This window comes from Gammaproteobacteria bacterium (assembly GCA_028817255.1).
GTDB lineage: Bacteria > Pseudomonadota > Gammaproteobacteria > Porifericomitales > Porifericomitaceae > Porifericomes > Porifericomes azotivorans.
The window spans coordinates 1-26,866 of sequence record JAPPQA010000109.1; the positions used below are offsets into that span (position 1 = coordinate 1).

The window sequence follows — 26,866 nt, forward strand, 5'->3', positions numbered from 1 at the left end:
CTCGCATACCAACAGAACACCCCCAAAATACCCCCGACTAAACAACAGAACCGTTTGTCCGTGTCGGCGGCTTCTGCGGTTATAATGTTCGAATGTTGCCGATTTGCATTGTGTCCGGAGTTGCCAGGATCGGTTCCGCCCCTTCCCGTAGGGGGGCGAATGGCGCCTCAGCCGCGGCAGCCGGATGGGGGAGTATTACGCAATCTGTTCGCAAGAGTGGACCGGTCCGGGGAAAACAATCCTTCATTAAATGAAAGCAGAAGCAGATGTGGTAGTCATAGGCGCCGGCCCCTGTGGTCTGTTCCAGGTATTCGAGCTGGGATTGCTTGGTCTGCGGGCGTGCGTGATTGACTCTCTTAATAGAGTGGGCGGGCAGTGTATGGAGTTATACCCGGATAAGCCCATTTTCGATATTCCCGCTCTTCCGGTGTGCAACGCCCGGGAACTTATTGAGCGGTTACAGGAGCAGATTCGCCCTTTTCGTCCCGTTTTTCATTTAGGGCAGGTCGTTACCGAAGTTGAGAAAAACGAAGACGGAAGTTTTCGCTTGCTGACCGCTAAGGGGCTGTCATGCCAGGCAGGGGCGGTGATCGTTGCCGGGGGATGCGGGGCGTTTCAGCACCGGAAGTTGAAAGTCGCGGGCGCCGAAAAATACGAAGGAAAGTGTCTGCACTACAAGGTCGCCGATGCGGCTGCCTACACCGGAAAGCGCGTGGTAATACTAGGCGGAGGAGATTCGGCGCTGGATTGGACGCTGAATCTGTACGACAAGGCGCGAGAGTTGGTGCTGGTGCATCGCCGCGAGGAGTTCCGTGCCGCTCCTGCATCGGTGGAGCGCATGAAGCAGTTGGCTGACCGGAAAAAACTGCGGTACGTCATCGGCAGGGTAAGGGGATTGGTCGAGGAAGCCGGTCGGCTCGTTGGGATTCGCATATCGGAAGGCAAGCAAGAACCGCTGGTCCTCCCCCTGGATGAATTGCTGGTGTTTTATGGACTGTCTCCCAAGTTGGGGCCGATAGCGGAGTGGGGGTTGCAACTGGAAAGAAACCAAATACGTGTGGATACCGAGAAGTTTCAAACCAGCGTCCCCGGAATTTTTGCGATAGGAGATGTAAATATCTACCCGGGAAAGAAGAAATTGATCCTCAGCGGCTTTCATGAAGCTGCCCTGGCGGCCTTCGGTGCGGAGAAGTATATGTACCCGGAGAAAAAGCAGTATCTGCAATACACTACTACCAGTACGGTTATACGCAAGCGCCTGGGCGTCGCAGCTGAGTAGTTTCCGCGGCAGCCGGCTAAAAATTGTCCTTACGGCGCCTGATTTCTGCAAACACTTCTGCCGGGGACGACGCGCGTTCCATGTTAACGGCGCTACGCAGTTCTTTGCGGGCGGTGCGGAGAAAAGGATTGGTCTTTTTCTCCTGGGCCAGGGTCGTGGGCAGAGTAGGCCGGCCCTCTTTTCGCAGGTGCCGCACTTTTTCCGCCCGCGTCTGAAGGTGCGGGTTATGGGGTTCCAGAGAGAGGGCAAAGCGCGCATTTTCCATGGTGTATTCATGCGCGCAATAGAGCATCGTACTGTCGGGCAAGGCCATAAGCCGTTGCAGGGAGCTCCACATCTGGGCGGCCGTTCCCTCAAACAGTCTTCCGCACCCCATGGAGAAAAGCGTGTCTCCTACGAATGCGGCTCCTGCCTCGGGGAAGAAAAAGACGATATGTCCAAGGGTGTGCCCGGGGGTATGCAGCACTTGGGCCTGTTGACTGCCGAAGGCAAGAGAATCGCCGTCGTCCAGTCTGTAATCGAGTCCCGGGATCTTGCTGTCTTCCCTGCCGGGTCCGTAGATCTTGCAACCCGTATCTTCTTTTAGCGCCAAATTGCCTCCCGCATGGTCCCAGTGGTGGTGGGTATTGAGGATATGAGTCAGGCGCCAGCCTTTTTCTCGTAAAGCGCTTTTTATGGTGTTCGGATCGGGAGTGTCTATCGCAGCCGTGGCGCCGGTTCGATGATCGTGCAGCAGATAACCGTAGTTATCCGCCAGGCAGGGGAACATATGAATTTCCAGCGCTTCAGAGGACATGGCGTAGGTGCATATAAGTACGACTCTTACCGATATTCCTGGTGGGAGACATCAGTTTAGGGGCGATTGTACACTGGAAATCTTGTCCGGAAAATACATTGTGCGGGAGTTACTGCCGCGCTCACTGCGCCGGGGTCGTTGTAGGGCGTCGCGGTTGCGTTACGGTTTCTGGATCTGCGATTCTTCATGCGTCTCCACCATGAGTTTCCGGACGAATGTGTCCGCGGCTCCGCAAACGCTGGTAATGCGGTAGGAAGAGTATGAAGCTTGGCCTGGGAAATGCGGTCGCGTCGCCCGTTGCGGACGACCGGGGCGCCGACGCTACAGGCGCGCGCAACGAACGCCCGGCCCCGTCGGCTGGCGGCTGGAAAGGCCGACACCTGTGGCTGCTCCTGCTCGTGCTGGGCGTCAGCGTCTTCCTGCGCACCCATGAATACCGGGTATGGGAAGAAAATCGGGCGTTGCACTTCTTCGAGAACAACCCCTTGCTGCTGAACGCTGACGGCTATTATTACCTGCGCCTTGCCCGGGAGTACCGAGACGGCGAGTACGAGACCGTAGATACGTTGCGGACGACGCCGGAGTATCCGCCTCGTCCCTCTCCGCCGCCCCTGCTCTCGGTTCTGACCGTTGCCCTGAGTTCCCTGAGTTCGCTTTCTCTTGAATGGACCGCCGCCCTCTTGCCGCCGCTCCTGTCGCTCTGTCTCCTCCTGCCGTTCTTGGGCCTCTGCCGGCAATTCGGGCTGCCGCCGTTGGCTTCGTTTGTCGCTTCCCTGGCCGCCCTCAGCTCCCCGCAGTACCTTGCTCGGAGCAGCATGGGTTTTTACGACACCGATTGCCTGATCGTTCCCTTCGCGCTGGGCGCCTCCGTCCTGGCCCTCGCCTGCGGCCTGCGCCGAGACCACTGGCGCTATCTCTGTCTGTTGGCGGTCGCTTTCAACGCCGGGCTTTTCGCCTGGTGGTGGGACCCGGCGCCGGAGGCGGTCGCCCTGATCTGTCTCGTTCCTCTGTTGATCGGCGCCGTCCTCTACTATCGCCCGGGGCGCCGGGAAGGGATTTATGCGGGGTCGGGGCTTGCATTGTTGCTGTTGCTCGCGTTCCTGGCGGTGGGAGCCGAATCGGTGCAGACCGCTATAGACCGTATTCAGGGCACTTTCGTTCACGGCATCCCGGGCGCGGACGACCGTTTTCCCAATGTGAGGGACAGTATCTCCGAGCTTGCCCGTCCTGGTCTGCGTGGCCTGATTGGCGGAACTACGGGTCTCTTTCTTACTTGTCTGCTGGGTCTGGCCGGCTTGATCTGGCTGGCGTACGCGCAACCCAGGCGGGCGGCCGTGGCCCTGACCGTGCCCGTGTTCCTGGGTTTGAGCGCCTTTTTTTTCGGGAACCGCGCCCTGATTTTCTGGGCGCCTTTGATCGGCATCGGCATCGGTGCGCTGGCGGCCCTCGCAGGCAGGTACTTCGAACGGCGCGGGAGCGGATTGGTGGGGTTTACCACAGCCGTCGCCGCCCTGATCCTCGCCCCTGCGCTCTTCACCGAGCTGCACAGGGTTGCCCCGGACCCCACGACGGTCAACGTAATACGGGCTGTCCCGAGCATTCGGGAGGAGACGCCGGAGGACGCTGTCATCTGGACGTCGTGGGATGCGGGCTATCCGATCATGTACTACACCGGAAGGCGCACGATCGCCGACGGCCAGTTCATGAGCGGGGAGAGGCAGGTTTACAGCAGCATGCCCCTGGCCAGCCGGGATATGAATTTCGCGCGCAATTTCGTCCGCTTCTATATTGAGCACGGCATGGCCGGCCCACGCCGAATCCATGAGTTGACCGGCTCGGCCGAGACCGGACTGCGCTGGATGAGGCAACTCCTCAACCAGTCCCCTGGCGAGGCAGCCGCGGACCTCCTGGAACTCTCCCGGGCCACGGGGCGCGACACGGGCCTTGATTCTATCGAAGCCTGTCAGGCGTTCCTCTTTCCCGACAACAGGGAACCTGTCTTCCTGCTTCTCTACCACGCGATGCTGCAAACCACGTGGTTTCGTTATGGGACCTGGGATATTGTCGAAGAGAGCGGAGAATCCTTCGCCCTGGCGCCTTTCCACCGCGTCGAACGAAAAGACGATACCTTTACTCTGGCGCCAACCCTCGTCTTCGATGTGAACGAGGGGCTCAGTATGCTCGATATCAAATTCAACGAGTCGAAAGTCGGGCTGCCGCTCCGCAAGATCGTCGCCTACGACGACACCGGCCGCTTGCTGGCGGTAAAGGATTACGAGTACCCGCGGGGATTTCACCTCGAGTGGCTGCCGCACATCCGCTACGGGGTAGTCATGACGGAAAACGTAGCCGAGTCGGTTTTCAACCAGCTCTTTATCCGGCACCAGGCGGAGCCGGCGTATTTTCACCGCACGGTCGCCCGCAACCCCGCTTTCTCGCTCTGGGAGGTGGCGGCCAGCCCGGAACCTCCATGATTTATCCGGACATCGTCGCGGTCATCCCCGCCTACAACCCGGAAGAAACGCTGATTGGCCTGGTAGGCCATCTCCATGGATATCTGCCGGTGGTTCTCGTCAACGATGGCAGCGAGAGTCCGGCCGTATTCGAACGGCTGCCCAAAGGACAGGGGCTCACCGTGCTCGTTCACGACGCCAACCGGGGTAAGGGTGCGGCCCTGAAAACGGCCTTTCAGTACGTTCTTGAGCGCCATCCTGGCGCCGCCGGCGTAGTTACCCTCGACTCCGACGGACAGCACCTGCCAGACGACGCGCTGAAGATTGCCCGCCGGCTGCATGAAAGGCGCACCTCGCTCATCTTCGGAGTGCGCCGTTTCGAGGGGGGGGTTCCCTTGAGAAGCTGGTTCGGAAACCGTCTTACCAGACGGCTCGTGCGCGTGCTCCTCGGTATCCGTCTCTCGGACACCCAGACAGGGTTGCGCGGCATCCCCAGAGAACTGCTGCCCGTCATCCTCAAGATTTCCTTTGACCGGTACGAACTTGAGACGGAGATGCTGCGGACGCTGAAGAATTCCGGTCTCGCCTTCGAGGAAGTGCCCATCCGCACCGTTTATCTCGAAGGCAACCGGAGCTCCCATTTTCGCCCGCTTTTGGATTCGATGCGCATCTACTGGGTTCTCTTTCGCCATGTTCTGGCGGGCATCTCGGCAGCCGTCGTTGACTTCGGCGTTTACCTCACCGCACTGGCGGTCTCGGGCCATATCCTGTCAAGTGTCTGCCTCGGCCGGCTCGCTTCGCTGCTGGTCAACTTCTCGCTCGTCAAGATCTTCGCCTTCCGCTCCCGCAAGCGGGCGGCGCGCGAACTCCTGCTCTACCTCTTGCAGGTAGCCGTTATGATCTTCGTCGCTGCCAGCCTCGTGAACTTGGCTCAATCCGTCCTCGGCATTGCCCCGTCTGTCTCGAAGATACCCGTGGACCTTCTGCTCTACCCGGTAAATTTTCTGGTCCAAAAGTTCTGGATATTCCGCTCCTCGCCAACCTTGCCGGGCGGTGTCGGGGCAGGCGTCCGCAGGACTTAGATGCCGCGAAAAAAATCCTTTCCAATCCAGTCATGAACCTGAGCGAATGATGTGGTCCCGGCACATTTGGGTGGCTGGGGGCGCGGGCCGCTTGATTGCCGTTCTTGGAACCGCATCCCCGTTCAGGCTCATATGTCATTGGCAAAGACCGCGCGCCGAGGGGCGGCAACGCATCCCGGTCCGTCAGCGCGTAGGGGACGAGTCTCCCCTGCTCTACGAGCTCGTCGAGCAGGCCGGTGTCCCGTACGAATTTGAAGTCCTCTGCCGTGCGCGGCATCACCGTCCGGAGCACCTTTCCCGCACGGTAATACACCTGTCCCGCCGGATCCCGGAACGACCCGGATTCTCCGGTTATGGCAGATGGCATTGCGGCACCCCGCCCTCGGCTCATGTGCGCCGACAGAGGCACCTCGCTACGGTTTCCCGAACAGAACCGCTCCCCTCGGCAACGGCAACACCGGGGTGCCCGCGCTCCGCTACTACCGCCTGGGAAATCTGGTATCTTTGCTCCTGGGCAAGCCGTGCGCGCGCCATAAGCAATCTTTCTTACACCAGCACGAAAAAAAGAGACCTATGTTACTGCAGATTACCCGTCGTTCCTACCTGCTTCCTTTGCTGGCGCTGGCCCTGGCCGTCTCCCCGGCAGCTGTCCACGCATACCGCCTGCAAGCCCTGTACGAGGCGACGGTCTCTGTCTCCGCGCCGGAGAGGGAACGGGCGGCCGGTTTCGCCGCGGCCCTCGAACAGGTGCTGGCGCGGCTCACGGCCGACCCGGATATCGCTTACCGTCCTGGGGTTTCGCCGCTGTTACGCGCGGCAGAGCAATACGTGCAAAGCTATCGCTATTTGTCCCCGGACCCGGAGCAGGGTGTGGGTTCCCGGTTCTGGGTGCGCTTCCAGGAAGAAGGGCTGAACGAGGCATTGCGGGAGGCGGGCGTCCCCAGCTGGGGAGAAGCGCGGCCTCTGACCCTGGTATGGATGGCGGCCGACGCCGGCGCCGGGCGAAAGATTCTGGGCTTGGAGGATGCCGCGTCGGCGCCGTTGCAGGAATTGCAGCGCCAGGCCGAGCGGCTCGGCCTGCCCCTCCTGCACCCCCTCCTGGATCTGGAAGACCAGCGGAATCTGGACGAGGCGGCGCTGTGGGCCGGCTTCGGCGAAACGGTGCGCACTGCCTCTCTGCGCTACCCGGCCGACGCCGTGCTGACCGTTCGGCTGGAGCGCTGGCAACAGGAAAGCGCCTGGAAAGGGCGCTGGACCCTGTACCTGGAGGCGGAAGAAGTGACCTGGGTCACCCGTGGGCAGCAGGTAACGGAAGCGGCCGCCGCAGGGGTTGCCCGCTTGGCGGATATCCTGGCCAATCGCTTCGGTCATCTGGGGCAGCGTGGCGGCAAAGCGAAGGTTCTGGACGTGAGCGTAGGCGGCATAAAGGACTTCGCTCGCTACCTGCAGGTACTGAACTATCTGGAAAGTCTGCACGAAATCGAACGGGTGGAGATGGCGGGGGTACGCCTGGACCGCGTAACTCTGCGCCTGACCAGCCGGTTGCCGGAACAGGACGTGCGCGAGGCGATTCTTCTGGGTGGTCTCCTGGCGCCGGACGCGGCCGTCGGCGCGTGGGGATACCGCTTGCGGCCGCCGGTGGCGCCCTGAGACTCCCGGCTTCGATGTACGGGCGGCAACTGGCATTTCCTCTGTTCGACGCGAGGCGCCCGGATCTGCGACGCTTCGTGCCGGGTCCCAACGCGGAACTCCTGCAGGTGTTGCGCAAAATCTCCGTGGGAGAAGGGGAACAGGCGCTCTACCTCTGGGGGCCCCCGGGCACGGGTAAGACCCACCTGCTACAGGCTGGCTGTTTGCATGCCGTATCCCGGGGGCTGCAGACGGCCTACGTCTCCTTTGCCGACCCCGGCCTGAGCTGGCAGGATTTGGACGCGTTGTCCTCGCGCCGCCTGGTGGCCCTGGACGGCCTGGACCGGATCGCCGGGGAGTGGGAATGGGAATTCCGCCTGCTGGCCTTGTACGAGCGACTCCGCGAGCAGGGCGGGACGCTACTCGCGGCTGCCGGATGCGGGCCGCGCGGTCTCTCGCTAGTGCTGGAAGATCTGCGCTCCCGCCTGTGCTGGGGTCTGGTTTACCGGTTGCGCCCGCTTGCCGAGGAAGATCGGGTCCGCGCGTTGCGCCTGCGGGCGCAGTCCCACGCCTTGGCGGTAGGCGACGAGGTCATGCGCTACCTGCTCAGCCGCGCCCCCCGCGACATGCACTCCCTGTTTGCCTTGATGGACGGCATCGCCGAGACCTGCCATGCCCGAAAATGCCGCCCCAGCATCGCCCTGGTCAAGGAACAGCTTGCGGCGACAACCGGTAGCGACGCCCCCCCCCGCGGCGACCTCCCGGACCGCGCCGTCCTGCAAGCGACGGCCCCCAAGCGCGTTACTCTGGGGCGTCCCGTTCCTCCCAGCGGGCCAACGCCTGGCTGATCCCGGCCAACCGCCGCCCCAACGCGAAGCACAATCTTTTCTCCTCCCGGTCCAGCGGCCGCTCGCCGTTCATGCCGGCAACATGGCTGGCTCCATAAGGCGTCCCTCCGCCGGTGGTGCTCAGCAACTCAGGGTTGCCGTAAGGCAGTCCCGCCAGGAGCATGCCGTGATGCAGCAACGGCAACATCATGCTGAGCAGGGTGCTTTCCTGGCCGCCGTGCAGACTGGCAGTGGATGTAAATACGGCGGCCGGCTTGCCGCTCAAGGCGCCGGACAGCCACAGGTCGCCGGTACCGTCCAGGAAGCGCTTCAGGGGAGCGGCCATATTCCCGAAACGCGTGGGGCTGCCCAAGGCCAGCCCCGCGCAGGCGAGCAAGTCGCTGTGGTTGGCATTCGGGGGACAGGGTTCGCCCTCGTTTTCTCCCGCCGACGTCCCATCGGCACTGCCGTTCAGGGCGGGGACGGTGCGAATGCGGGCGGCGCAACCCGCCACTGCGTCCACACCGCGGGCCACTTGCCGCGCCATGGCGGCGGTGTGGCCGCTACGGCTATAATACAAGACCAGTATCTCGACCATCCGTTTACCATTCGTTGTCGTTCATGATCTTCATTCCGTCATCGCTCACGCCCTGTTCTTTTGCGCCCGGTTCGTCTGGTTCGCGCTTGCCTCGGCGCAACGCCCCGCATTGTCGCACAGCTTGCCGTACGGGCGTGCCATTCGGACCGGTGCCGCGCCACCCGTTCCTCCGCCGCCAGTCCCGCCGCCAGGCATAGCCCGTGCAAGTTCGGGTGCGCTGGATAGCCGAGGCCGCCTTCGCGGGAGAGTCCGGCAGTGGCCACAAGCTGATCCTCGACGGCCCGCCGGAGGGCGGCGGCAGGAACTTGGGCATACGCCCCATGGAGCTGCTATTGCTGGGCATGGCCGCCTGCACCGCCTACGATGTGGTCTCGATCCTGAAGAAATCCCGGCAGAGCCCATCCCTGTGCGAGGTCGGGGTGCAGGGCAGTCGGGTCGAGACCGTGCCCCGGACTTTCGACAAGATCCACGTGCACTTTACTCTCGCTGGCGACAGCTTGAAGGAGCAACAGGTGCAGCGTGCCATTCGACTCTCCGCGGAAAAATACTGCTCCGCCTCCATCATGTTGGGCAAGAGCGCCGAAATCACGCACAGCTACGAGATACTCCCGGCCTGAATGGCCCCCGGCCGTGCCCCGAAACCGGCGCCCGCCTTGCCCCTCTGCAAATAGCCCAACGGCCCTTGAGCCCCTTTCAGCTCTCAAGAGCCATACTCTTTATCGTCCTCGTGCACCCGCAACAGCATACCGGGGCCAGTCATGATCCGGTGCAGCAGGCTGGGGCGATTTCGGGTATTCGTTTTGATGAAGATGCGTTGCAGGTGGGTACGGGCGGTCGTGGGGCTGATAAACAGCTGCTCCGCCGCCCGTTGCAGGTTCGGGTGCGTGGTGAAGGCGGCGGCAACCTTGGACTCGGCGGGAGACAGTCGGTAAAGATTGCGCAGCGCCCCCGCCAGTCGGGCGTCGTCCTCGTACCGGTCGAACAAGTAGCAGGCCGCCACTGGCCGCAGCTCGTCAAGGTCGGGGGCCGCCCCGCGGTCCAGGATGAAGACGTGGATCTGCAACGGCGGCCCGTTCGCACAATCCAGGACGATGTTGCCTCCCTTTCGCTGCCGCACCATGCGGGCGATCTTCTCCCGCGCCTGCGGCAGGAAGGACAGGCGGTTGCTTGCCTTCTCCCGGCCCAGCAATTTCCGCCGCTCTATGACCTCCCGCCCCGTGCGATTGCTGAAGCGCACTTGTAACTGACGGTTAATCAATACCACTCCTACGGACAGGTGGTCGAGTGCCTGCTCCAGCATCCCCGCGATGGAACCCCGGTGTGTCTCCGCGGCCTCCAGGGAGTCCAGCGCCACCGCAAGCATGGTGCGCATGTCCTGTTCCCGCACCGGCTTGTTCAGGTAGCCCAGCGGCCGGGTAGGCTTGGCGCGCCACAGCAGCTCCTCGCTGACCGGGTCGGTCACGTAAATCACCGGGCCGGGAAAGCGCTCGCGGATCCGTTCCACTGCCGCGATGCCGTCGAACTCGCCGTCCGCATTTCCTTGCAAGCGGACATTGGCCAGCACGAGGGTAGGGCGCATCCGGGCCGCGGCGCGGACCCCTTCTTCCGCAGTGGCTGCCGTAGCCGCGATCCCGCAGCCAATCTCGCGCAATTGCCGACATAGCCTGTTTGCCAAACGCCGATCCCGCTCCAGGATCAAGCAACTCGCCGCCCTCATAGGTCTTCTCCTCCGTAGAAGCGGGACGGCCCTACTCTCTTTACGAGGCAGTTCGGCAGGGGCACGTCCCGTATCCCATCCCTGGGATGCCTGCTTAGTTTCTAGTTATCGTCGTGTCACTTTTTTGCTATGAATCGCTACCCGAGACCTTGCCGCGCGGTCTAGGCGGCATTCGCGGCGCGGCGTATATAAAACCTCAAAATCCCCGAAGTAGAGGTCTCGGTATGCAACAATTCGTGTCCCGAGCGGGCACAGTACGCGCCGAAGTCCACTGGCGCATGGGGATCGGTAGCCTCCACCAGCAAAGTCTCCCCCGGCTGGAGCCGGTTCAGGATTACCTTCGCCTTCAGGACGGGGAGCGGGCAGGCAAGGCCCTTCGCATCAAGCGATCGCACCGGCCGAGGGCACTCCCGCCGCCCTGCCGAAGCCATGCCGGCGTTCGCCGCCACCGGCGAGAACCGTTGTTCCTTGGCGGACTCGTTCAATGGACTGAACCGACGGACAGGGCCGGGGAACCGGGTAGATTCGCGGTCATGGAAATTGAGGCAGTTTCCGATCAGCTTCGTGCCTTACTTCGCTCTTCTTCCCCGGGAGTATAAAACATGGCAGGGGAAATTGCCACGCAACCGCGACCATGGCCCGGCATTTCCCGTCCGACTCTCCGTCACCGGGGTTCAGCCCGGAGGCCAGCGCATCCCGCGCCCGGCCAACAGGTGCAGGTGCAGGTGAAACACGGTCTGGCCGCCTTCGTCTCCGTTGTTGATCACGATTCGGAATCCCTCCCGGTAACCCTGGTCGGCGGCGATCTTCCTGGCGGTCAACAGCAGGTGTCCCAGCAGATCCCGGTCCTCTTCCCCGGCATCCGCCAGGCGCGGGATCGCCTTCTTGGGGATGATCAGCACGTGTAGCGGCGCTTGCGGATTCACGTCGCGAAAGGCCAGGCAACGCTCGTCATCGAATACGATGTCGGCCGGTATCTCCCGGGCAATGATCTTGCTGAAAATGGTCTCGGGCATAATCGTCCTCCTCGTAGCTCCCCGCATGGCGAATCCCTTGCGGGCGCGGCCCGCGGGCGCGTTTGCCCGGCTCCGAGCTCCGCCTACCATAGCATGGCACGGGATCCGTGCGCGCCCCCAAGGGGCCGTCCAGGCGAATAGGATACAATGCCCCCATGCAAGGTTCCTCCATGCGGGTTTTGGGCAAGGCGCGGGTCAAGGCCGGCGCCGGGCTCGCGGCGGCCCTTGCCGTATCGTGGTCGGTTGCGCCGTCGGCGGTGGCGGAGATGCGCCTGGAAGGCGTGCTCATGCAAGGCGGCCTGGTGCAGGGCTTCACCGCGCCCGGCAGCGAAGTGACGCTCGACGGCAACCCTGTGCGCGTGCGCGACGATGGCCGCTTCTTGCTCGGCTTCGGGCGCAATGCCGGCGCCCGCTCCAGCCTGGTGGTGACAACGCCGGACAACCGCGTGCAACGACATGCGCTTAAGATCGGGCAGCGCGACTACCAAGTGCAACGCATAAACGGCCTGCCATCGAGAATGGTCTCCCCTGACAAGGAGGCACTGGCCCGCATCCGCGCCGAGGCGGCATTAGTCGGCGCGGCGCGGCGGCGCGACACCTCACAGCCCTACTTCGATACCGGTTTCCAGTGGCCGGTGCGGGGCAGGATCACAGGCGTTTACGGAAGCGGCCGCATCCTCAACGGCCAGCCAAGGCAACCCCACTACGGGATCGACATCGCCGCCGTGGAAGGGACCCCGGTGCTGGCGCCTGCCGGCGGCATCGTCTCCCTGGCGCACCGGGACATGTATTTTTCCGGCGGCACCCTGATCATAGACCATGGCCGCGGCCTTTCCTCCACGATGATGCACCTTAGCAGGCTCCTGGTTGCCGAGGGCGACATCGTGCGTCAGGGGCAACCGGTCGCCGAGGTCGGCGCCACCGGCCGGGCTACTGGCGCGCACCTGGATTGGCGCATCAACCTGTTCAGGGCCCGCCTGGACCCGGAACTGGTCATGGACGCCCCGTTGCGCAGGGCCCCGCCGCCGTGAGCTCCAGCTCCGAGCGCCGGCAGCCGAAGCGCCTGCGCGGCGGCGAGACGGCGCGGAGACCGCAAGGATTCCGGGAGTGCCGCGGCCTGTCTCCGCCCGTGCTGGAGGAAGAAATTCTGCAATGGTGGCAGCGGGAGGACATCTTCCGGGCGTGCCTGCGCCAGCGTGCCGAGGCGCCGGTGTTTTCCTTCTATGAAGGGCCGCCAACCGCCAACGGCCCTCCCGGCATCCACCACGTTTTCGGCCGCACTCTGAAAGATATCGTTTGCCGCTACCGAACCATGAAGGGCTTTTTGGTAGAGCGCAAGGCCGGCTGGGACACCCACGGCTTGCCCGTGGAGATCGCCGCGGAAAAGGAGCTGGGTTTGGAAGATCGCGCCGCCATAGAATCCTACGGCATCGCCGCCTTTAATCGCGTCTGCCGGGAGCAGGTGCAGCGCTACAAGCGGGATTGGGACCGGCTGACCTGCCGGCTCGGCTACTGGGTGGATCTGGAGCGCCCCTACATCACCTTCGAGCCGCGCTATATTGAGAGCGTTTGGTGGTTGCTCAAGGAACTGCACCGTCTGCAACTGCTGTACCGCGGGCACAAGATCCAGTGGTACAGCCCCGGCTCCGGCACCGTGCTGTCCTCGCACGAGGTCAGTCTGGGCTATCGCGAGGTCGTGGACCCCGGCGCCTTCGTGCGTTTCCCCCACAGCGACCGCCCCGGCGCCTGTTTCCTGGCCTGGACTACAACCCCATGGACTCTGCCGGCCAATGCCGCCCTGGCCGTGGGGGCCGGCATTCGTTACGCGCGGGTGCGCACGGAAAGCCGCGACGGGGCAGAAGAACTGATCCTGGCCGAAGAAAGGCTCTCTGTCCTGACGCGCCCGTACCGGGTGCTGGAGGTCTGCGACGGCACGGCCCTGGTCGGGCAGCGCTATCAACCGCCTTTTCCCCCCGCCGCTTTACCCTCCGAGGGTGGCGGGCAACCCTGGCGGGTGTTGGCGGCGGATTTCGTCTCCACGGCGGAGGGCACGGGGATCGTGCACATCGCCCCTGCCTTCGGCGCCGACGACTACGCCCTGGGACGGCAGGCGAAATTGCCCGTATTTCTGCCACTGGACCCGCAGGGCCGCTTTCGGGAAGAGCCTGCCCCGGTAGCAGGCATGTGGTTCAAAGACGCCGACCGGGTTTTGCTGCAAAGCCTGCGCGAACGCGGCCTGCTCTACCGCCTGCAGGACCACCGTCACAATTACCCTTATGACTGGCGCCGGGGAACCCCCCTGCTCAATTACCCGGTGGACAGCTGGTTCGTGCGCACTACCGCGATCCGGGATCGGATGCTGCAACGGAACCGGGAAATCCGTTGGCATCCGCCTGGCATCGGCGCCGGACGCTTTGGCAATTGGCTGGAAAAGAACGTGGATTGGGCCCTGAGCCGCAAGCGCTACTGGGGTACGCCGTTGCCCATCTGGACCTCTGACGCCCCCGGCTCCAGTCACTTTGAGGTCATTGGCTCCATTGCCGAGCTGCGCGACAAGTGTCGTGAAGGCTGGGGCCCGGAAGATCGGGAACCGGACCTGCATCGTCCTTGGGTGGACGGGCTGAGTTGGTTGGCTCCCGATGGCGGCACGATGCGGCGCGTGGAAGACGTGCTGGACGTATGGTTCGACTCCGGGGCCATGCCTTTCGCTCAGTGGCACTACCCTTTTGAGAACCGTGAATCCTTCGCGCGCAATTTCCCCGCCGATTTCATTGCCGAGGGGCTGGACCAGACCCGCGGTTGGTTTTACACTTTGCACGCCATTGCCGTGGCGGTTGCGGACCGCCCCGCCTACCGCAACGTAATGGTCAACGGTCTGGTGCTGGACGAGAAGGGAGAGAAAATGTCCAAATCGCGCGGCAACACCGTGGACCCCTTCGCCGTCATGGCCGAACACGGCGCGGACACCTTGCGCTGGTACCTCGCCGGCAATGCTGTCCCCTGGGAAAATCTGCGCTTCTCCGAGCGCGGCCTGCGTGAAACCAGGCGCAAATTCTTCAACACTCTGGAGAACGTCTATTCCTTTCTGGCCAGTTACGCCAACATAGACGGCTACCGGGGCGATGAAGCGTCCATGCCGGCGGCCCGGCGCAGCGAGATGGATCGCTGGATCGTCAGTCGCCTGCACACTACGGTCGCGCGCACCGAAACCGCCTACGACAACTACGACCCGAACCGGGCGGCGCGCGAGATCGGCGCCCTGGTGGAAGAGCTGTCGAACTGGTATATTCGCCGCTCGCGGCCGCGCTTCTGGCGCAGCCACCGGGAAGGCGGGGGCAGCGATGCCGATAAACTGGCCGCCTACCAAACCACTTGTGACTGCCTGTACGTCATCGCCCGTCTGATGGCGCCGATCGCCCCCTTCTTCGGCGAATGGCTATACCGCTGTTTGAACGATGTCCTTGGCCGCTTTTCGGCCGTCTCCGTGCACCTCGCCGATTTCCCGCAATCCGACACTGCCTTGATCGATACCGGGCTGGAGCGGCGCATGGCTTTCGCGCGGCGTCTCGTCGCCGCCGTGTTGCTGTTGCGCAATCAGAATCGCATCAACGTGCGCCAGCCGTTGCGGCGCATTTTCTACGCCTCTGGAGGCACGGAGGAACGGCAGGACCTGGAACGCCTGCAAGATATCGTACTGCAAGAAGTGAATGTACTGGAATTCGAGCGCCTTGACGACCCGGGTCAATTGGTGCGCCGCACCGTGCGCCCGAATTTCCGGCTGCTCGGGCCGCGGCTGGGCAAGCGAATGGGCACTGCCGCCGAACGGTTGGGCCGGCTGCCGGAGGCCGAGATCGACCGTTTGCTGGTCGCCGGGGGGCTGGAGCTGGAATTGGACGGTGAGACCGTGCGCATCGAAAAAGCGGAACTGGAGATCAATCTGGAACCTATGGAGAGCGATTGGAAGGTGGCCCAGGTAGGCGAATCCATAGTCGCCCTGGACATCACGGTCACGCCAGAATTGCTGTGCCGCGGCCTTGCCCGCGAGTCGGTGAACCGCATCCAGCACCTGCGCAAATCGCACTCGTTGCGACTAACCGACCGAATTCGCGTCGAGTACCGCGCCACCGGCCGCCTGGAGCAAGCGATTCGGCAGCATGCCGAATGGATCTGCGGCGAGATCCTTGCCTCCGACCTGCACCTCGCGTGCCCGCCCTCCGGCGATTGCGTCGCCCAGTTCGATATAGACACGGAGCGGCTGGAAGTGGCCATCACCCGGACGGATCGGCCGCCGGCCGAGCGCGTCCCCCGGGCTCACGCCGCCTTCCCCCCGGAAAACCCCGAAGACCGCGAACCCCCGCAAGCTCTGTCATGACCGGCGGACAAGCATGAACCCGGCAAGAGAACAATGCGATTGCTGCTACCGGTGCGTCCCTGCTGCCGAGATGGGCGGATGGATCGGTAGCGGCACGCTGGCGCCGGTATGCGCCGGCTGCTTCCAACTCTATAGCGCCGTGCGCGTCACGATGCCTGACTCCCTGCCCCAAGATGCCCTCAACGTCGCCCGTTTCCTGCGTTTTGAGGAAACCCTCCCCCGGCACCTGCGCCCCAAGTTGCGTCGGCTGATCATTCTCCTGCAAAACGGCAGCAAGCGTGCCCGGCGCATACTGCACATGGCCGAAAACCAAGGCATGTCTGTGCAACAAACCATCGCTCTGTTCTGAGCCGGGAGACCGCCCAGGAGATCGCGGGTCAGCCGCCACAGGCGGGATGCCCTTGCCGCGCGTCCGGCGGCGGGCAGCCGCCCAACGGCGGAAGCAGGAAGAAGATCGGGGAAATCCATGGTGCCGGGAGAGAGACTCGAACTCTCACGAGGTTGCCCTCACCAGATTTTGAGTCTGGCGCGTCTACCAGTTCCGCCATCCCGGCCGCGGCGGCAAGAATACCATCAAAGCGGCGGGGCCAGGAATCGTCCCTCTGGCGTCACTCCGAGCGGTTCCATCGGTTGGGTGGAGCGCTGGGCGTCCAGCGCTTCTGCTGCTGGTACTGCTGCTGATGATACTGGGGAGAGTTAGGCCTCTCCCGGGCGTCAATATTGTCTGCCATTTCGATTATCACGTCCGAGTTTTCGAGCATTTCCTCGGTGAGGATATGCCCCAGGGGCACCAGAAAGACATGCATCCCATCCCGGCGGGCAAAGCGCATGGCCGGGGCGAAATCGCTGTCCGCGGTTACCAGCACGATCGCCTGTACCAACCGCTTGAACGTCAACATGGCGATATCCAGCCCCAGCTTGATATCTACGCCACGTTGGTGAATGATCGGGCTGAGATCCTCGCTCATAACCCTTACGCTGTCGGTCTGCTCCGACTCTTCCTGTTGCAACAACTCGCGCCGGACCTGCCAGCCCCGGAACACTAGCTTGCCCATGCGCAAAGATACATACGGCACCCGCTTCAAGCCTTGTACCAACCGCTTGTTGATCCCGGCCAAGGCGCTGTTCCCGAAGTCCTGAGTTCCTCCCTGCAAGGGGCGCTGCTGGGTGCCCTCCAGCGGCGGCGCGTCGTAGTAATAAATGCGGTGCAGGGAATAATCGCGCAGATGCTCGTGATCCTGCAATTGGGTCACGAACGCCTGGAATGACTCCGCCGTCAAAGGATTGTGCCGCGAACCCACTTTTCGCTTGAGAAACCCGCCGTCTATAAGAATCGCACAAGAACGCATAATTCCATCCTCCATCGTAATCTATAATCCGTGCCCCAGGAGCCGGAAGCGGCATTTCCCGGCTGTCTGAAAGCGAAGGCTTGTCCCCTCGGAAACCGGCACTATAAGACCGCTGAGCAGGGGACGTCAATTGCGAGGCAACACATTGGCGGCAGACCGCGCTTCCAGAAAGTTGTAGCCGCACGGTGCCGTTTCGTTTGGCGTCGGCGGCATGCGGGCGCTATGCGTGGGATGCCCCTTGGCAGGGGCGGCGCCCACTGCTATAACCGTTTTGGCGCCTGTCGTTGCCGACGGCCCGCCCCGATCATGAATACCCGATACCGTCCTGAAAGAATCGAAGCGGAAGTCCAGGCCAGCTGGGAGGCGGCCGATGTCTTCCGGGTAAGGGAGGACCCCGGACGAGAGAAGTTTTACTGCCTGTCCATGTTTCCCTATCCCAGTGGCCGGATCCACATGGGCCACGTGCGTAATTACACCATCGGCGACGTGATTAGCCGTTACCAGCGAATGTTGGGGAAGAATGTCCTGCAACCGATGGGTTGGGATGCCTTTGGCCTGCCGGCCGAGAACGCGGCGATCGAAAACGGCATCCCTCCCGCCCGCTGGACGCGGGAGAATATCGCCGCCATGCGCAAGCAGTTGAAGGGTCTCGGCTTCGCCTACGATTGGAGCCGCGAACTTGCGACCTGCGACCCGGAATACTATCGCTGGGAACAGTGGTTTTTCACCGTCCTGTACGAGAAGGGCCTGGTGTATCGGAAATCGGCTCTGGTGAACTGGGACCCGGTGGATCGGACGGTGCTGGCCAACGAGCAGGTAATAGACGGCCGCGGCTGGCGCTCCGGCGCCCCTGTGGAGAGGCGCGAGGTTCCCCAGTGGTTCCTGCGAATCACGCGCTACGCGGAGGAATTGCTGTCGGCTCTGGAGCGGGCGCCGCTCAAGGACGGCTGGCCGGAGGTTGTCCGCAACATGCAGAAGAACTGGCTGGGGCGCTCCGAGGGCGTGGAAGTCGAATTTCCTGCCGCCGGGGCGGAGGGCATGCCCCTGAAGGTTTTCACCACCCGGCCGGATACCCTGATGGGCGTCACTTATCTTGCCGTTGCCCCCGAGCATCCGTTGACGCAGGCGGTGGCTCGCGAGAATCAGGCAGTCGCTGCCTTCGCGCGGGAGGCGGGCAAGGGGGCCATATCCGAGGCCGTGCTGGAGACCATGGAGAAGGAGGGGTTGCCCTTGGGAGTGGAGGCCGTGCATCCCGTCAGCGGTGAGCGCCTGCCGGTCTGGGTGGCGAATTTCGTCCTGATGAGCTACGGCGCCGGCGCAGTGATGGGGGTGCCGGCTCATGACCGAAGGGACTGGGAGTTTGCGCGCAAGTTCGGGTTGCCGATACGCCAAGTGGTGTTCCCCGCGGATGGCGGCGGGGCAGAGGTGTCGGAGGGGGCCTTCCTGGAGCCGGGAGTGCTTGTCAACTCGGGTTGCTTCGACGGTCTGAGTTCCGCGCAGGCCTTCGATGCCGTCGCGGAGCGCCTGCGGCGCGAGGGCCGCGGGAGCCGCAAGACGCACTATCGGCTCCGTGACTGGGGTATCTCGCGGCAACGCTACTGGGGCTGCCCCATTCCCATCCTCTACGACCGGCAGGGCCGGGCGCGTCCGGTCCCGGAGCAAGACCTTCCCGTGTTGCTCCCCGAAGGGGTCACGCCCCAGGGGCGCGGCTCTCCCCTGGGCGAGCTGCCGGAGTTCCGCGAGGCGCCTCTGGCGGAGGGAGAGACGGGCAGCAGGGAGATAGACACCTTCGATACCTTTGTCGAGTCTTCCTGGTATTACGCGCGTTACTGCTGTCCGGACCGCGACGGCGCCATGCTGGACGAACGGGCGCACTACTGGTTGCCCGTGGATCAGTATGTGGGCGGGATCGAGCACGCAGTGCTCCACCTGCTGTACGCCCGGTTTTTCCACAAATTGCTGCGTGACGAGGGCCTGGTCCGTTGCGACGAACCTTTTCGCAACCTGCTGACACAGGGCATGGTACTGAAGGGCGGGGTCAAGATGTCGAAATCGCGAGGGAATACCGTCGATCCGCAGGAGCTGGTGGACCGGTACGGGGCGGACACGGTGCGCCTGTACATTATGTTCGCCGCCCCGCCGGAACAGAACCTGGAGTGGTCGGACCGCGGGATCGCAGGCGCCTTCCGTTTCTTGAACCGACTCTGGGACATTACGGCACGGCACGTGAATTCCGGCGGGCCGGCGGCGGCTTTGACGCCGACTGACATGACTCCGGCAGAACGGCAATTCCGACGTCTGATTCACAGCACGATCGCCAAGGCGGAGGATGATATCGGCCGGCGTCACGCCTTCAACACGGCGATCGCGGCGGTAATGAAATTGCTCAAGGATTTGGCCCGCCTGCCCGCCTCTTTGCCCAATGCGGCCGCCTTGACGCAAGAGGCCCTGGAGACGGCGGTTTTGTTGTTGGCGCCTATCGTTCCGCATATTGCCGATGCCCTGTGGCGCGCGCTCGGGCACGACGAGGCCGTGATCGACGCTTCCTGGCCCGAGGCGGATGCCGACGCTTTGCTCCAGGAGCATGTCGAATGGGCGGTGCAGGTCAACGGTCGCTTGCGGGGGCGCATCCAGTTGCCGGTTGCCGCCTCGGATGTGCGGGTGCGGGAGGCCGCCTTGGCCGACGACAACGTACGGCGCTTTACTACGGCAGGGGAGATCGATCGGACCGTGATTGTCCCGGGCCGGTTGATCAATATCGTGCTGCGGGATGGCGCGGGCAGATGAGAACGCAGCGACTGTCGCTGGCATTGTCGCTGTTGGCGCTCCTGCCGCCGGGCTGCGGTTTCCAGCCGGCCGGGGGCTTGGCTCCCGCCGACGGACAGGCGGTGGCGTTGCGCGCGCACGGGGACACCGGCCGCCTGGTCGCCGAGCTGCGGCGGCAGGCGGTGGGGGAAGGCGTGCGCATCGTGCCGCATCACGAGACGGGCGCGTTGTTGTTGGAGCTGCGCGCCGCGCGCCTCGACAGGCGCATCCTTGCCGTTTCGCCGAGATCGGGGCAGGCCGTGGAGTACCGGCTGGAATATGCCGTGGACATTCTGTTGCGCGGGCCGGACGGCGCCCTGCGCGTTCCCTGGGAGCGGCTACGGACCGCCGACGATTACGTCTTCGCGGAACAAGCCGGGGCCCTTGGCTGGCCGGGCGATGAGGAACTGCTGCATGCAGAATTGGTCCGGCAGACCGCGCGGCGGATATTGCGCCGCCTGCATACCGTATCCCTGCTGCATCGCTGACCCTGCGGCACATGGAAGTACGCTTTGAAAAACTCTCCGGCAGGCTGTTGCGCGACAAGCCCATGCCGGTGTACCTGGTCTGCGGGGAAGAGCCCATGCAGCGTTTCGAGGCCGCCGACCAGATCCGAAGCCTGGCCCGCCGCCATGGCTATACGGACCGGCGGGTGCTGTACGCTGCCGAGAAAGGGTTCCAGTGGCAAGAACTCCGTATGCTTGGCAGGATGCCGTCCCTTCTGGCTGGCCAGCGCCTCGTCGAATTGCGATTGGAGGCGCCAGGGCCGGGGCGGGAAGGTGCCGGCATCCTTGCAGAGTATGCGGAGCGGCCTTCCGCGGAAACCGTCCTCCTGGTCACCTTGGGGAAATTGGACGGCAAGAGCCGCCGCGCGCGCTGGTACCAGGCATTGGCTCAGGCCGGCCTGGTCGTGCAATGTTGGCCAGTCAAGGCGTCTGCGCTTCCGGATTGGCTGATCGGGCGGGCCGCGGCCGCGGGCGCCGAGCTGGCCCCTGCGGCGGCCCGTCTCATTGCCGAGCGTACGGAGGGGAACCTGTTGGCGGCTCGCCAGGAGCTGGACCGGCTGATTTTATCGGGGGAAGACGGCGACCGCCTGGACGAGATGGCGGTGGCCGTGACGGATAACGCGCGCTTCAATGTCTTCGAGTTGCTGGAGGCGAGCTTGCTGGGGGACCTGGAACGCACCTGCAGGATGTTGCGCGGCCTGGCGCGCGAGGGAGTAGAGGCGGTGGCCGTATTCGGCGCCCTGCGCTGGGAATTGCGCCGGCTCTGTACTCTGACGGAGGCAATGCGGGAAGGCGAAAGGCCGGACAGTCGGTTGTTGGCGCGCCACAGGATTTGGGGCACCCGCCAGGAGGCTGTCAGAGCCGTGCTGAACCGGGGGGGCGCGTCCGCGCTCTACGAAATGCTTGCCGCGGCGTTGCAGGTCGAGCGGGTTCTCAAGGGAACCGCGGACCGCAAAAAGATATGGCGCGTACTGACCTGGTTGTTCCTGGGATTGGGCGGCATGGATATGCGCCTTCTGCTCGAAGAGACGCGCGTCGGAAACTGACGCGCCGGTGCGGAGCGGAGACGCCGTCTCTGCCCGGGGGACATCAGCCGAAGCTGATTCTCGCCTCCAGATCGGAACTGGAATCCGCGTTGCTCAGGGCCTCCTTGAGATCGATAGTCCCGTCGTTGTATAGGTTGTACAGGGCCTGGTCGAAGGTCTGCATGCCATGGACGCCACTGTCCTCCATCGCCTTTTTTAACTCCGGGATCCTTCCCTGGAGCAGCAGATCGGCGATATGAGGAGTATTGATCAGGATCTCCACCGCCGCACAGAGTTTCTTGTCTTTTTTCTTTACCAGACGCTGGGAGATTACGGAGCGAATGTTGAGGGAAAGGTCCATGAGCACCTGCTTCTGCAACTCCGGCGGAAACAGGTTGATGACCCGCTCTAACGCCTGGTTGGAATTGTTCGCATGCAAGGTTGAGAGCACCAGATGGCCTGTGTTGCACAACTCCATCGTGGTCTCCATCGTCTCTCGGTCCCGGATCTCTCCGATCAGGATCACATCCGGAGCCTCGCGCAGGCACGCCCGCAAGGCATTGTGGTAGGAATGCGTGTCCACGCCCACTTCGCGTTGATTCAGGATGGCTTTCCGGTTCTTGTGGCTGTATTCGATGGGGTCCTCAATGGTCAGGATATGGCCTGTTTGCGCCCGGTTGCGGCAATCAATCATGGCGGCGAGGGTGGTGGACTTGCCGGAGCCGGTAGCCCCCACCATGAGGATCAGGCCGCGCTTGTTCATGACCAACTCGTTGAGGACGGTGGGCAGGTTCAGATCCTTGATCGAGGGGATCTCGCTGGGAATGCGCCGCAATACCAGCCCGACGGTGCCTCGCTGGCGGAATGCGTTCACACGGAAGCGGGTGCCCTCGTCTTTCAGGCCGATGGCGAAGTCGCATTCCATGCTCTCGGCGAATCGTTTCTGCTGTGCCTCGTCCATGATTAACATGGCGATCTGCTTGCATTTCTCGGCATCCAGCGGCCGCTTGCCTACGGATATGAAATTGCCTTCGATTTTGATTTTTACGGGCGAGCCGGTGGTAAAGAACAGGTCGGACGCCTTTTTTTGCACCATGAGTTTGAGATAGGGCTCGATAACCCATTGGGGCTCCATGCCAGTGACCGCCCCGGGGCTCGTGGCCCCCCTGGCATTTGCGGCCGTCCCGGGACTTGCGCCCTTTCCGGGAGCCTTGGCCGTCGTACCTGTAACTCCCCCGAGACCGGTAGTTGCCCCTATGCTCGTGGCGCCCCTGCCAATTGTGGCCTCTCCGGGGCTCGCGGTAGCCTCCTTGGGATCTGGCTTTTTATCTTCCGGGAACGCTTGCTCGGCTTCCTTCGCCGCCGGGGGCGGCGATTCCGCCTGGGTTCGCTCGCGCGGGTCCTCCGGGAATGCCGATGACTCTTCGGGTTCTCCGGAGCTGGCTTGAACCCCCGGTCCGATCTTCGTCGCCGCCGGGGGCGGCGGTTCCGCCTGGGTTCGCTCGCGCGGGTCCTCCGGGAATGCCGATGACTCTTCGGGTTCTCCGGAGCTGGCTTGAACCCCCGGTCCGATCTTCGTCGCCGCCGGGGGCGGCGGTTCCGCCTGGGTCTGTTCGCACGGGTCCTCCGGGAACGCCGATGGCCCTTCGGTCTCTTCAGAACCGGCTTGAAACGATTGCTCGATTTCTCCCATAAAACACCCGTCTCATTCTTCCCGGCCCGGCAAGGCGCCGCGCTTCGCTCGCTCCTTCCTGGCCGGCCATTATCGGTGGCAGGCGATCAGCGCATCAGGCCGCTTTCTTCCTGCTTTTCCTCCATACTCATGTGGCCTACCGATTCCAAGAGGTCCTGCTTTTTCGCCGTCTTGCTCTCCAGTTTAATTTTCAGGCGCAACTCATTCATGGAATCGGCATTGCGGATCGCATCTTCGTAGGTGATCTTTTCGGATTCGTAGAGATCGAATAGAGCCTGGTCGAAAGTCTGCATTCCGAGTTCCCGCGACCGGCCCATGATTTCCTTGATTTTGTGCACCTCGCCCTTGAGTACCAGTTCGGAGATCAGGGGGGTGTTTAACATGATCTCAATGGCGGGTACCCGTTCCTTGGTCCCTTTCTTCTTGAGCAGGCGCTGGGAGACGATCCCCCGGAGATTGGTCGAGAGGTCGAGCAAAAGTTGCTCGCGGCGTTCCTCCGGGAAAAAGTTGATGACGCGGTCCAGGGCTTGGTTGGAACTGTTGGCGTGCAGGGTGGCCATGGCGAGGTGGCCGGTCTCCGCGAAGGCAATGGCGAATTCCATGGTTTCCTGGTCGCGTATCTCCCCCAGCAGGATGACATCGGGGGCCTGCCGCAGGGTGTTCTTGAGCGCGATCCCCCAATCCTCCGTGTCCACGCCCACCTCGCGTTGCATGATGACGCAGTTTTTGTGGGGGTGGACGTACTCGATCGGGTCCTCGATGGTGATGATATGCCCGTAGCTATTCTCGTTGCGGTGGTTAATTATGGCCGCGAGCGAGGTGGATTTGCCGGAGCCCGTCCCCCCCACCATGAACACCAGCCCGCGTTTTGTCAGGCTGATGTCCCGCATGATCGGCGGCAAGCCCAGTTCCTCAATGGTGGGGACCTTCGTTTGGATGGTGCGGAGCACCATCCCGCAATATCCCTGCTGGATAAAGGCGTTGGTACGGAACCGCCCGATTCCCCTCGGGGCGACAGCGAAGTTGCACTCCTTCGTGGCCTCGTACTCTTTGAGCTGCTTGTCGCTCATCACCGCATATACCAAAGAGCGGGTGTCTTCCGCGGAGAGCTTGGCCTTGGACACGGGCCTGATCTTTCCCTGCAGTTTGATGGCAGGCGGAAAGCCGACCGTAATAAAAAGGTCCGACGCCTGCTTTCGGGCCATCGTGGTCAGCAGTTCGCGCATGAATTTGATCGCCTGTTCCCGTTCCATTTCGCTATCTCCCGGTGCTTGCCCTTTGCGAATCCCTTTACCCGATTATACTACGATGCATCTGTGCCGGCGCTAGAAGGAGTCCTTGTTGGCGGCTTTGTTTTTCGCCTCCTGGCGGCTGATCTCTCCCTTTTGCACCAGACGCTGCAGATTCTGGTCCAGCGTCTGCATGCCGAACTGCTGGCCGGTCTGGATGGCCGAGTACATCTGGGCGATTTTGTTTTCCCGGATCAGATTGCGGATGGCCGGCGTGCCGATCATGATCTCGTGGGCGGCGACCCGTCCGCCGCCGTTCTTTTTCAGGAGCACCTGCGAGATTACCGTCCGCAACGACTCCGACAACATGGCCCGGATCATGTCTTTCTCGGCGGCGGGGAATACGTCCACAATCCGGTCAATTGTCTTGGCCGCCGAACTGGTGTGCAGGGTCCCGAACACCAGATGGCCGGTCTCCGCCGCGCTCAGGGCCAGGCGGATGGTCTCAAGGTCGCGCATTTCGCCTACCAGGATTACGTCCGGGTCCTCGCGCAACGCCGAGCGCAGGGCCTCGCTGAACCCCAGCGTGTCGCGATGCACTTCTCTCTGGTTTATCAGGCATTTTTTGCTCTGGTGCACGAATTCGATCGGGTCCTCGATGGTCAGAATATGGCCGTACTCGGTATCGTTTTTGTGGTTGACCATGGCGGCCAGGGTGGTGGATTTCCCGGAACCCGTCGGGCCGGTTACCAGCACCACGCCCCGGGGGTAGTCCGATACCGTTTTGAAGATTTCGGGGGCCTTCAATTGCTCCAGCGAGAGGATCTCGGACGGGATGGTCCGAAATACCGCCCCCGCCCCCCGGTTTTGATTAAAGGCGTTTACCCGGAACCGGGCCAACTTCGGGATCTCGAAGGAAAAGTCGCATTCCAGGAATTCCTCGTAGTCCTTGCGCTGCTTATCGTTCATAATGTCGTACACCATGTCGTGCACTTCCTTGTGATCCATGGCCGGGGCATTGATCCTGCGCATGTCCCCATCCACGCGGATCATTGGGGGCATGCCCGCGGAAAGATGCAGATCGGAGCAGTTGTTCTTGAAGCCGAAAGCAAGTAAATCGCCGATATCCATAGTTACACCGTTTCCCTCGCGTTGTCCGGTAAACCGGCGGTCCCCTAGCGGACCGCGCCGCCGCCCGGCGAGACGATAGCCGTTGCGCAATGGCGATACGCACTACCGAAGCCTTGCGGCAACGATTAAATTATATCATAGCCGAGGGAGAAGTGCGCGACCTGCCCCGCGCCCTGGAGCGGGTCCGACAGCGCCTCGCCGCCGCGGAAAGGCGCTACGGGCGCCCGGCGGGCTCCGTGCGGCTGCTCGCTGTCGGCAAAACGCAGCCCGCCGCCCGTATCCGTAGGGCCGTAAAGTGCGGCCTGCGGGAGTTTGCCGAGAATTACGCGCAGGAAGCGATCATCAAGCTCGAAGAATTACAGGGATTGGAAGAATCCGGCCTGACCTGGCACTTCATCGGCGCACTGCAAGCGAACAAGACCCGCCCAGTCGCTTCCCGTTTTGCCTGGCTGCACTCGCTGACGCGCGCCAGGGTGGCGCAAAGGCTGTCCGCCCAGAGGCCCGACTGCCTGCCGCCCATGAACATCTGTCTGCAGGTCAATATAGACGGCGAAACCGGCAAGCCCGGTATCTCCGACGCCGCCGCGCTGGCGGCGCTCGCCCGTTGCGTTCGGGAGCTGCCGCGGTTGCGGCTCAGGGGACTGATGGCCATGCCGCGTCCCGATACGCTGAACCTGCGTGCCCAGCGGGCGCCCTTTCGCCGACTGCGGGAGTGCGCCGCGCGGTTGCAGGACGACCTCGGGATCGCGCTCGATACCCTGTCCATGGGCACCAGCCGGGACCTGGAGGCGGCGGTCGCGGAAGGCGCCACCATGGTGCGCGTCGGTACGGACATCTTCGGGGGCCGGCGCAGTTGAACGAACCGGACCGGCTGCATTGCATCCCGCGGATTGCCGTTCTCGGCTGCGGCAATATGGGGCGCAGTCTGTTGGCGGGGCTGATCGACCGCGGCTGCCGACCCGAGCGTATCCGGGGCGCGGAGGCCGATGCGGACATACGCCGGGAGTTGCGGCGGCGTTGGAAATTGCGCGCGTTCTCGAACGCCCGTGAAGCGGTAAAGGATGCCGGTGTCGTGATCCTGGCCGTCAAGCCGGGGCAACTGGAGAGGCTGGTCACGGGAGTCGCCGATGCCGTGGCGGAAGACGCCCTGATCATCTCTATAGCGGCCGGTATTCGCCTGGGCCGTATCCGAGGCTGGCTGGGCGCCCCGCGTTTCCTGGTGCGGGCAATGCCCAACCTGCCGGCGCAGGTCCGCGAGGGCGTCACGGCTTTGTATGCCGGCCGGCGGCTTCCTTTGCGGCATCGGCGCACCGCCGAAACCGTCATGGCCGCGATGGGCACGGTGCTTTGGTTGGGGCG

23 protein-coding genes and 1 tRNA gene are annotated in these 26,866 nt (G+C 63.2%); 14 read left to right on the forward strand and 10 right to left on the reverse strand.

Annotated elements, in window-relative coordinates; translation table 11 throughout:
- The first annotated feature begins 250 nt into the window (after nt 1-250).
- Nucleotides 251-1,279, forward strand: coding sequence for an NAD(P)/FAD-dependent oxidoreductase (locus tag OXU43_04785; protein ID MDD9824466.1), 1,029 nt, complete (start codon nt 251-253; stop codon nt 1,277-1,279).
- Between the two features lie 16 nt (nt 1,280-1,295).
- On the opposite strand, the gene gloB is transcribed toward OXU43_04785, so the two are convergent.
- Entirely contained in the window at nt 1,296-2,075 is a 780-nt protein-coding gene (gene gloB / locus OXU43_04790) for a hydroxyacylglutathione hydrolase (protein ID MDD9824467.1), read from the reverse strand.
- 260 nt (nt 2,076-2,335) lie between these two features.
- Between gloB and OXU43_04795 the strand changes: the two genes are divergently transcribed.
- The 4 genes from OXU43_04795 to hda all read left to right on the forward strand — a co-directional run bounded on the left by OXU43_04795 (nt 2,336) and on the right by hda (nt 8,087).
- Entirely contained in the window at nt 2,336-4,549 is a 2,214-nt protein-coding gene (locus tag OXU43_04795; GenBank protein ID MDD9824468.1) for a hypothetical protein, read from the forward strand.
- The gene (locus OXU43_04800) at nt 4,546-5,610 is read left to right on the forward strand and encodes a bifunctional glycosyltransferase family 2/GtrA family protein (protein ID MDD9824469.1); all 1,065 of its coding nucleotides are present in this window, start codon (nt 4,546-4,548) and stop codon (nt 5,608-5,610) included. The genes OXU43_04795 and OXU43_04800 overlap by 4 nt, the downstream gene beginning before the upstream one ends.
- Before the next feature lie 573 nt (nt 5,611-6,183).
- A complete protein-coding gene (locus OXU43_04805) occupies nt 6,184-7,260 on the forward strand; it encodes a DUF2066 domain-containing protein (GenBank protein MDD9824470.1) in 1,077 nt (358 codons plus the stop codon).
- Between the two features lie 14 nt (nt 7,261-7,274).
- The gene (gene hda / locus OXU43_04810; GenBank protein ID MDD9824471.1) at nt 7,275-8,087 is read left to right on the forward strand and encodes a DnaA regulatory inactivator Hda; all 813 of its coding nucleotides are present in this window, start codon (nt 7,275-7,277) and stop codon (nt 8,085-8,087) included.
- Here the strand turns inward: hda and wrbA are convergent.
- Nucleotides 8,041-8,664 (reverse strand): NAD(P)H:quinone oxidoreductase, encoded by a 624-nt coding sequence (gene wrbA, locus OXU43_04815; GenBank protein MDD9824472.1) that lies wholly within the window; start codon nt 8,662-8,664, stop codon nt 8,041-8,043. The genes hda and wrbA overlap by 47 nt on opposite strands.
- A 200-nt stretch (nt 8,665-8,864) precedes the next feature.
- Here wrbA and OXU43_04820 point away from each other — a divergent pair, with 200 nt between their 5' ends.
- Nucleotides 8,865-9,281, forward strand: a complete 417-nt coding sequence (locus OXU43_04820) for an OsmC family protein (GenBank protein ID MDD9824473.1) — start codon at nt 8,865-8,867, stop codon at nt 9,279-9,281.
- A gap of 83 nt (nt 9,282-9,364) precedes the next feature.
- Here the strand turns inward: OXU43_04820 and OXU43_04825 are convergent, their stop codons facing one another.
- From OXU43_04825 to OXU43_04835, 3 genes are all read right to left on the reverse strand, one after another.
- Nucleotides 9,365-10,381 carry a response regulator gene (locus OXU43_04825; protein MDD9824474.1) on the reverse strand — a complete coding sequence of 339 codons (1,017 nt, stop codon included), beginning with the start codon at nt 10,379-10,381 and terminating at the stop codon, nt 9,365-9,367.
- Between the two features lie 161 nt (nt 10,382-10,542).
- The gene (locus OXU43_04830) at nt 10,543-10,776 is read right to left on the reverse strand and encodes a sulfurtransferase TusA family protein (GenBank protein MDD9824475.1); all 234 of its coding nucleotides are present in this window, start codon (nt 10,774-10,776) and stop codon (nt 10,543-10,545) included.
- A 279-nt stretch (nt 10,777-11,055) separates the two neighbouring features.
- On the reverse strand, nt 11,056-11,397 hold the full coding sequence (locus OXU43_04835) for a histidine triad nucleotide-binding protein (GenBank protein MDD9824476.1): 342 nt from the start codon (nt 11,395-11,397) through the stop codon (nt 11,056-11,058).
- Between the two features lie 155 nt (nt 11,398-11,552).
- Here OXU43_04835 and OXU43_04840 point away from each other — a divergent pair, with 155 nt between their 5' ends.
- Genes OXU43_04840 through OXU43_04850 form a run of 3 tightly spaced genes read left to right on the forward strand, consistent with a single transcriptional unit; the run spans nt 11,553 to nt 16,118 of the window.
- Nucleotides 11,553-12,428 carry a M23 family metallopeptidase gene (locus tag OXU43_04840; GenBank protein ID MDD9824477.1) on the forward strand — a complete coding sequence of 292 codons (876 nt, stop codon included), beginning with the start codon at nt 11,553-11,555 and terminating at the stop codon, nt 12,426-12,428.
- The gene (gene ileS, locus OXU43_04845; GenBank protein MDD9824478.1) at nt 12,425-15,769 is read left to right on the forward strand and encodes an isoleucine--tRNA ligase; all 3,345 of its coding nucleotides are present in this window, start codon (nt 12,425-12,427) and stop codon (nt 15,767-15,769) included. The genes OXU43_04840 and ileS overlap by 4 nt, the downstream gene beginning before the upstream one ends.
- A gap of 13 nt (nt 15,770-15,782) precedes the next feature.
- Nucleotides 15,783-16,118: a hypothetical protein gene (locus OXU43_04850; protein ID MDD9824479.1), complete on the forward strand. Its 336-nt coding sequence runs from the start codon at nt 15,783-15,785 to the stop codon at nt 16,116-16,118.
- Between the two features lie 118 nt (nt 16,119-16,236).
- Here OXU43_04850 and OXU43_04855 read toward each other — a convergent pair.
- Together OXU43_04855 and OXU43_04860 are read right to left on the reverse strand one after the other, a co-directional pair.
- Nucleotides 16,237-16,323, reverse strand: a tRNA-Leu gene (locus OXU43_04855).
- 54 nt (nt 16,324-16,377) lie between these two features.
- The gene (locus tag OXU43_04860; GenBank protein MDD9824480.1) at nt 16,378-17,118 is read right to left on the reverse strand and encodes an NYN domain-containing protein; all 741 of its coding nucleotides are present in this window, start codon (nt 17,116-17,118) and stop codon (nt 16,378-16,380) included.
- 306 nt (nt 17,119-17,424) lie between these two features.
- Here OXU43_04860 and leuS point away from each other — a divergent pair, with 306 nt between their 5' ends.
- Genes leuS through holA form a run of 3 tightly spaced genes read left to right on the forward strand, consistent with a single transcriptional unit; the run spans nt 17,425 to nt 21,475 of the window.
- On the forward strand, nt 17,425-19,905 hold the full coding sequence (leuS, locus tag OXU43_04865; protein MDD9824481.1) for a leucine--tRNA ligase: 2,481 nt from the start codon (nt 17,425-17,427) through the stop codon (nt 19,903-19,905).
- Entirely contained in the window at nt 19,902-20,411 is a 510-nt protein-coding gene (gene lptE, locus OXU43_04870; GenBank protein ID MDD9824482.1) for an LPS assembly lipoprotein LptE, read from the forward strand. The genes leuS and lptE overlap by 4 nt, the downstream gene beginning before the upstream one ends.
- 11 nt (nt 20,412-20,422) lie before the next feature.
- The gene (gene holA, locus OXU43_04875; GenBank protein MDD9824483.1) at nt 20,423-21,475 is read left to right on the forward strand and encodes a DNA polymerase III subunit delta; all 1,053 of its coding nucleotides are present in this window, start codon (nt 20,423-20,425) and stop codon (nt 21,473-21,475) included.
- 43 nt (nt 21,476-21,518) lie between these two features.
- On the opposite strand, the gene OXU43_04880 is transcribed toward holA, so the two are convergent.
- From OXU43_04880 to OXU43_04890, 3 genes are all read right to left on the reverse strand, one after another.
- Complete coding sequence (locus OXU43_04880; protein MDD9824484.1) at nt 21,519-22,589, reverse strand: PilT/PilU family type 4a pilus ATPase; 1,071 nt, start codon at nt 22,587-22,589, stop codon at nt 21,519-21,521.
- A 644-nt stretch (nt 22,590-23,233) separates the two neighbouring features.
- Entirely contained in the window at nt 23,234-24,400 is a 1,167-nt protein-coding gene (locus OXU43_04885) for a PilT/PilU family type 4a pilus ATPase (GenBank protein ID MDD9824485.1), read from the reverse strand.
- Between the two features lie 72 nt (nt 24,401-24,472).
- Nucleotides 24,473-25,507: a type IV pilus twitching motility protein PilT gene (locus tag OXU43_04890; protein MDD9824486.1), complete on the reverse strand. Its 1,035-nt coding sequence runs from the start codon at nt 25,505-25,507 to the stop codon at nt 24,473-24,475.
- A 152-nt stretch (nt 25,508-25,659) separates the two neighbouring features.
- On the opposite strand from OXU43_04890, the gene OXU43_04895 reads away from it, so the two are divergent.
- Together OXU43_04895 and OXU43_04900 are read left to right on the forward strand one after the other, a co-directional pair.
- A complete protein-coding gene (locus tag OXU43_04895) occupies nt 25,660-26,364 on the forward strand; it encodes a YggS family pyridoxal phosphate-dependent enzyme (GenBank protein ID MDD9824487.1) in 705 nt (234 codons plus the stop codon).
- Nucleotides 26,361-26,866 (forward strand): NAD(P)-binding domain-containing protein (locus tag OXU43_04900; GenBank protein ID MDD9824488.1); only part of this gene is annotated, 506 nt, incomplete at its 3' end. The genes OXU43_04895 and OXU43_04900, both read left to right, overlap by 4 nt.

Coding starts and splice junctions, on each gene's coding strand:
- OXU43_04805 (MDD9824470.1), top strand. CDS start 6,184: ATGTTACTGCAGATTACCCGTCGTTCCTACCTGCTTCCTTTGCTGGCG.
- wrbA (MDD9824472.1), bottom strand. CDS start 8,664: ATGGTCGAGATACTGGTCTTGTATTATAGCCGTAGCGGCCACACCGCC.
- holA (MDD9824483.1), top strand. CDS start 20,423: ATGGAAGTACGCTTTGAAAAACTCTCCGGCAGGCTGTTGCGCGACAAG.
- OXU43_04860 (MDD9824480.1), bottom strand. CDS start 17,118: ATGCGTTCTTGTGCGATTCTTATAGACGGCGGGTTTCTCAAGCGAAAA.
- leuS (MDD9824481.1), top strand. CDS start 17,425: ATGAATACCCGATACCGTCCTGAAAGAATCGAAGCGGAAGTCCAGGCC.
- OXU43_04785 (MDD9824466.1), top strand. CDS start 251: ATGAAAGCAGAAGCAGATGTGGTAGTCATAGGCGCCGGCCCCTGTGGT.
- OXU43_04840 (MDD9824477.1), top strand. CDS start 11,553: ATGCAAGGTTCCTCCATGCGGGTTTTGGGCAAGGCGCGGGTCAAGGCC.
- OXU43_04800 (MDD9824469.1), top strand. CDS start 4,546: ATGATTTATCCGGACATCGTCGCGGTCATCCCCGCCTACAACCCGGAA.
- OXU43_04795 (MDD9824468.1), top strand. CDS start 2,336: ATGAAGCTTGGCCTGGGAAATGCGGTCGCGTCGCCCGTTGCGGACGAC.
- OXU43_04825 (MDD9824474.1), bottom strand. CDS start 10,381: ATGAGGGCGGCGAGTTGCTTGATCCTGGAGCGGGATCGGCGTTTGGCA.
- hda (MDD9824471.1), top strand. CDS start 7,275: ATGTACGGGCGGCAACTGGCATTTCCTCTGTTCGACGCGAGGCGCCCG.
- gloB (MDD9824467.1), bottom strand. CDS start 2,075: ATGTCCTCTGAAGCGCTGGAAATTCATATGTTCCCCTGCCTGGCGGAT.
- OXU43_04880 (MDD9824484.1), bottom strand. CDS start 22,589: ATGGAGCCCCAATGGGTTATCGAGCCCTATCTCAAACTCATGGTGCAA.
- OXU43_04885 (MDD9824485.1), bottom strand. CDS start 24,400: ATGGAACGGGAACAGGCGATCAAATTCATGCGCGAACTGCTGACCACG.
- lptE (MDD9824482.1), top strand. CDS start 19,902: ATGAGAACGCAGCGACTGTCGCTGGCATTGTCGCTGTTGGCGCTCCTG.
- OXU43_04850 (MDD9824479.1), top strand. CDS start 15,783: ATGAACCCGGCAAGAGAACAATGCGATTGCTGCTACCGGTGCGTCCCT.
- OXU43_04835 (MDD9824476.1), bottom strand. CDS start 11,397: ATGCCCGAGACCATTTTCAGCAAGATCATTGCCCGGGAGATACCGGCC.
- OXU43_04890 (MDD9824486.1), bottom strand. CDS start 25,507: ATGGATATCGGCGATTTACTTGCTTTCGGCTTCAAGAACAACTGCTCC.